Source organism: Roseospira visakhapatnamensis, from assembly GCF_014197915.1.
In the GTDB taxonomy this organism is placed as follows: Bacteria; Pseudomonadota; Alphaproteobacteria; order Rhodospirillales; family Rhodospirillaceae; genus Rhodospira; species Rhodospira visakhapatnamensis.
Genome location: NZ_JACIGK010000071.1, coordinates 1 through 3,285, shown reverse-complemented (window position 1 = coordinate 3,285; position 3,285 = coordinate 1). Strand labels below are relative to the sequence as shown.

Below are 3,285 nucleotides of genomic sequence, written 5' to 3'. Positions count from 1 at the left end.
ACGCGGCCCTGGACGTCGGAGAGCAGGCTGTCGAGATTGCGGATCTCGGCGCGGTGGCCGGCGATGAGCACCCGCTGGCAGGTGATGGCCAGGCGCGAGGAGCCGATGTCCTCGGGGGCCTGGTAGTCGCAGATCAGGCGCGAGCCCTTGGGCATCAGCACCTTGCGGCCGTGGTAGCCGTAAACATCACGCGCGGTCTGCACGACCACGGTGCCGGTGTCGTCGCCGCCGACCTGGCTGTTGATGCCGGTCTCCAGGATGCCGGTGATGTAGCGGTCGGCGGTGATGATGCGGGTGTTGTCCACCGGCGGGCTGCTGGTGCGGCGCGGCCCGCCGTAGTCGGCCGTGGCCGGCGTGGCCAGGTCCAGGGCGGCCATGTCCCGGGTCGCCGGCATGGCCGGGGCCGCCGGGGGCAGGCCCGCCACCACCGGCCGCAAGGTGCCCGGGGCGCCGCGCGCCCCCGCCCACAGGGCGGCCAGCGCCGTGGCCATGGGATCGGGCGGCGGCGGGGGGGGCGGCGGCTGGACCACCACCGGCGCCGGGGCCGGCGGGGCCGGCGCCGGGAGCACCTTCTCGATGATGATCGGCGGCATGACCACCGGCGCCGGCGCGGGCGCCGGCGCCGGCGGCGGCGGGTCCGGCAGCGCATAGGCGCCCGGGTCGTCCGGCGGCAGGTCGCTCGCCGGCACCGGCACCGGGGGGGCGACGCAATGCCCCCCCAGCGTCAGGCCGAGCGCCAGCGCCAGCTCGCACAGGGCCGACGTGGTCATGACGTCTCGCCCGTGTACCGGATGCACAGGTAGCTCTTGCCGCTCTTCAGCGTGATGAGCGGGCGGGTGGACTCAATGATGTAGGTCTGGCCCTGGACGCGGGTGTTGACCAGCTCGTCGATGTCGTCGACCACCACGTAGGCCGTGGGCAGTTCGATGTCCTTCCAGGTGTCGCCGAAGCGCAGATAGGTGAAGTGGTCATCGCGGAACACCGTCTCCGGCTTCAGGCTGTCGTCGCTGCCCCACAGCTCGTAGTCGCCCCAGCCGCGCAGGGTGGCCGGGTCGAACACCGCGTCGGCCACGAAGTCGCCATCTGGGATTGGGGGATCGGTCTCGGCCAGGCCCCGGACCGCGTCGGCCATGGCCGACACCCCGGCCGCCGGCGGGCGGGCGGCCGGGGTGCGCATGGTGCCGTCGTCCCCGAAGGCGACCAGGGCCAGGCGGCGCTCGCCGGGCATGGCGACCGCGCCGTTGATGCGCACGACCAGGTCGGGGGTGTTCTCGGAGTTGAAGCCCTCGGTGCGCAGGTAGATGGGATAGACCACCCCGCTCTTGCCGTAGACGATGAGATTGCTGTCGTAGCCGGCGCCGACCGGGCGCAGGGCGAGGCGTCTGGTCCCCCGCTTGCTGACCTGGAAGCCCTGGGCATCGCCGATGTCCACGGCGTCGATCACCTCGCCGCGCGGCAGTTCGATGACCGTGACCATCCACTCGCGCAGCCGCACCTTGTAGGTGCAGTCGCGGCACAGGTCGGTGGCGTAGACCGGCGCCGCCGGCCGGCTCTCGTCCCACACCTCCTGGACCTGGCCGGGCGAGCGCGGCCGGACCAGGTGGCCGTAGAAGCCGTCCTGTTGATCGTTGGCCTGCCAGAGGACACTGTCGGGCATCGGCAGCGCCGGCACCGGCGGCGCCTGGCCCATGGTGCCCGCCCCCTGGGACCCAATCTGGGACCCGGGCGTGGGAACCGAGGTGGGCACCGCCGTCTGGGCCTGCGCCGGGAGGGTCAGGCCGGCGGTCCCGAGCGCCAGGACCACGGCAAGACAAGGAGCGAGAGCGGAATGGACGACATGCCCCTGTTGGGAAAGATCATGCTCTGTTTTTGGAGTGACGAGTGCGGCCCCAGCTTGTGGATGAGCGGCGCCATGCTTTTTGGGCTCTTCGCCGTCATTGGCCTTGGTGGGGTCGCGGCCAGTGTCTTCCAGGACAAAAGATACATGCTTCTGGCCTTGATCCCGGCGATCATCCTGGTCGCGATCTTCTTCGGTCGCGTTCTTATCGACGTATCGTGAGAGGATGGTCAGCACGCCGCCGAACAGGCCGGCGAGTCCAATGGCGAAGAACACGGTGACATCCGAAGGCGGGTCACCCGGCGTCTGGCCGAGCAAGTCGAGGTCCATGACAACCAGGCGCAGCACCCACAGTCCGCCGAAGAACTCCACCATCGCCCTGGCCACCATCACGGCCACACGATCCAGCCTGTCGTTCAGCCAGGCGCGGCGGCCCGCGCGGGACGCCGCGCGGCGGCGGGAAGCCAGGGAGGCATGCCCCAGGGAGACGTATCCCAGGGTGATCAGCCAACCGACGGCATAGGCCAGGGCTCCGAGCCAGCCGAAAAAGATGAAGCATATATACCCAAGAACAAGAAAGGGAATTCCTGGAACGAATTTGACGTACCTTAAAAAGCGATCCATTACTTTTTCTCCTTCGACGCCATGATCGGCATGTGTCTTTTTGACTTCCAAAGATCAGCTTTGGGTGAGAGGCAATGGTGCGCCCTGAGTAACCCCGGCATCCTCTTTCGCCAGATGTTTTTCCAGGAACTCTGACGCCAGGTCCTGATAGCCGCCGACCACACCCAGCAGGAACAGGAGCACCGGATACAGTGGCTCCAGAACGGGCAGCGACTTGAGCAGGAAGAGCTGGATCAGGCCGATCGGCAGGAGAGCCACCAGCAGGATCGCGAACACGACCCGCATCCGGCCCTTGCCGAAGCGGGCCGCCTGGTGCGCCCGGAACGCCGCCCGCCGGTCCGGCGTCAGGGCATTCGTGACCTGGTAGGCCAGCCAGCCGCAGAAGTACGCCAGGGCACCGGCCCCACCGAAGAGCAGCAGGGACGCAAATCCGAGGACGACAAGGGAGACCTCCGCGAGGACACTGGAAACCTTCAGGAAACGCTCCATCACTCTCTCTCCTTCAGAACCATCGTCCGTACGAAGATGCCCAGCGGGTTGCTGTAGCGGTCCTCGGGGTGGACCTCCTGGGGCCTCGTTTCCATCGACAGGTAGGCGCGCAGGGGCTTGCGGCCGGTCTCCTGGCCGCGCCGGCGGTCGATCTGGGTGAAGTCGACCACCAGCTTGTGGTCGTCGTTGACGCCCTCCAGGCGGGTGACCGTCTCCACATGGATGTCCCGGGTGGCGCCGTCGGCCAGGGCGCGGGCCATCGCCTCGGTGGCCAGGTGATCGGCGCGGTAGCGCTTCCAGAAGGCCGGGTCCGTCATGCGCCAGGCTTCGCGGTG

Annotated in this window: 6 protein-coding genes; 2 read left to right on the top strand and 4 right to left on the bottom strand. The window is 68.7% G+C overall.

Annotated elements, in window-relative coordinates:
* A partial coding sequence (locus tag GGD89_RS19350) for a TrbI/VirB10 family protein (RefSeq protein WP_184049104.1) occupies positions 1-770 on the bottom strand: 770 nt, incomplete at its 3' end.
* A complete protein-coding gene (locus tag GGD89_RS19345; protein WP_343058655.1) occupies positions 767-1,804 on the bottom strand; it encodes a TrbG/VirB9 family P-type conjugative transfer protein in 1,038 nt (345 codons plus the stop codon). The genes GGD89_RS19350 and GGD89_RS19345, both read right to left, overlap by 4 nt.
* A 24-nt stretch (positions 1,805-1,828) precedes the next feature.
* Between GGD89_RS19345 and GGD89_RS19340 the strand changes: the two genes are divergently transcribed.
* Together GGD89_RS19340 and GGD89_RS19335 are read left to right on the top strand one after the other, a co-directional pair.
* The gene (locus GGD89_RS19340; protein ID WP_184049101.1) at positions 1,829-2,059 is read left to right on the top strand and encodes a hypothetical protein; all 231 of its coding nucleotides are present in this window, start codon (positions 1,829-1,831) and stop codon (positions 2,057-2,059) included.
* Positions 2,060-2,165: 106 nt separating this feature from the next.
* Entirely contained in the window at positions 2,166-2,360 is a 195-nt protein-coding gene (locus GGD89_RS19335; RefSeq protein ID WP_184049098.1) for a hypothetical protein, read from the top strand.
* 155 nt (positions 2,361-2,515) lie between these two features.
* Here the strand turns inward: GGD89_RS19335 and GGD89_RS19330 are convergent, their stop codons facing one another.
* The gene (locus GGD89_RS19330; RefSeq protein ID WP_184049095.1) at positions 2,516-2,950 is read right to left on the bottom strand and encodes a hypothetical protein; all 435 of its coding nucleotides are present in this window, start codon (positions 2,948-2,950) and stop codon (positions 2,516-2,518) included.
* The coding region (locus tag GGD89_RS19325; RefSeq protein WP_246423237.1) for a VirB8/TrbF family protein at positions 2,950-3,285 on the bottom strand (336 nt) is incomplete at its 5' end. The genes GGD89_RS19330 and GGD89_RS19325, both read right to left, overlap by 1 nt.

Excerpts from the sequence above, each read along its gene's own strand:
- GGD89_RS19340 (WP_184049101.1), top strand. The coding sequence starts at position 1,829 with ATGGACGACATGCCCCTGTTGGGAAAGATCATGCTCTGTTTTTGGAGT.
- GGD89_RS19335 (WP_184049098.1), top strand. The coding sequence starts at position 2,166 with ATGACAACCAGGCGCAGCACCCACAGTCCGCCGAAGAACTCCACCATC.
- GGD89_RS19330 (WP_184049095.1), bottom strand. The coding sequence starts at position 2,950 with ATGGAGCGTTTCCTGAAGGTTTCCAGTGTCCTCGCGGAGGTCTCCCTT.